Source organism: Pseudomonas sp. PB101, assembly GCF_009764265.1.
In the GTDB taxonomy this organism is placed as follows: Bacteria; Pseudomonadota; Gammaproteobacteria; order Pseudomonadales; family Pseudomonadaceae; genus Aquipseudomonas.
Genome location: NZ_RWIR01000057.1, coordinates 1 through 1023, shown reverse-complemented (window position 1 = coordinate 1023; position 1023 = coordinate 1). Strand labels below are relative to the sequence as shown.

The window sequence follows — 1023 nt, the reverse complement described above, 5'->3', positions numbered from 1 at the left end:
GCTCACTAGCTCGCGCTTAAGAGCTCCTCGCCCCTGAATATAGAGGGCCTGATATATGGCTTCGTGAGAGATGCGCATGGATTCATCGTCCGGAAAATCGATCTTTAGCCGGTTGGTAATCTGTTCGGGCGACCAGCCATTGACCCATTTACGGTCCCTGCGATGTGGTTTATTTCGGCCTTTGAAGGGAGCATGTCGAGGCCCAACAATCTCGCGACCATTAGTACCGTGAACTTTACCCTCCAGACGGTCTTGCACGTAGTGACATAGCCGCGGGTTAGTCAAAAGTTTCGCTGGCTTCGGTCTTTTGGCAACCAGTTCTGCCTTCCATTGTGCAACTGAAGCTCGATACTCAAGCCGACCGCAACGAGTTGCAGCATTACGTGTCAGTTCCCGTGAAACTGTCGACGGGCTTCGTCCAAGGAGACGCGCAATCTCACGTACGCCAACACCTTTCGCCCGAAGCAGCCCAATCTCTTCTCGCTCTGCGAACGTCAAGTACCTTCCGGATATTTGGTTAGACATGAACAATGGCATCCCGCCCCGATGACGGAACCAGCGTGTGCCTACCGCTGATGATACGCCAGTAGCCTCCGCTGCCTTTTCACTTGTGATCCCGGTTGCGATTTGTTTCCAGAACAGCCGCTCGATTTCATTACGAAGTGACGGCGCACCTGGAGAACGCATCGCTCCCCGGCCCGTCAATTTTTGCATCCATCCGGCAGGTCGGCCCATAAACACCTCGATCAAGGTGTTGCGACGACCGATTGAATTCGCCCAATACACCGCTGATCGATTTGTTGCATGTCTGGCAGAAAACCGGATCGTTCAGAGCATGAGTCGTCGAGGCAACTGCTGGGATAACGCGGTGGTTGAGCGCTATTTCAGGACGTTGAAGCACGATTGGATGCCAGAAAACGGCTACCAAAATCATTTCGAAGCGGAGAAGGATGTGATGGGCTTCATCTCACATTACAACCATCGCCGTTGCCATTCCGCTTCAAACCACCTGCCGCCTGCGCT

2 protein-coding genes are annotated in these 1023 nt (G+C 53.6%); one reads left to right on the top strand and one right to left on the bottom strand.

Annotation, left to right across the window (positions count from 1 at the left end; all coding sequences use genetic code 11):
• Positions 1-537, bottom strand: a 537-nt coding sequence (locus EI969_RS17805) for a transposase (RefSeq protein ID WP_371925992.1), incomplete at its 3' end; no start/stop codon positions are given.
• Between the two features lie 25 nt (positions 538-562).
• On the opposite strand from EI969_RS17805, the gene EI969_RS31020 reads away from it, so the two are divergent.
• Positions 563-1023 (top strand): integrase core domain-containing protein (locus EI969_RS31020; protein WP_371925991.1); only part of this gene is annotated, 461 nt, incomplete at its 3' end.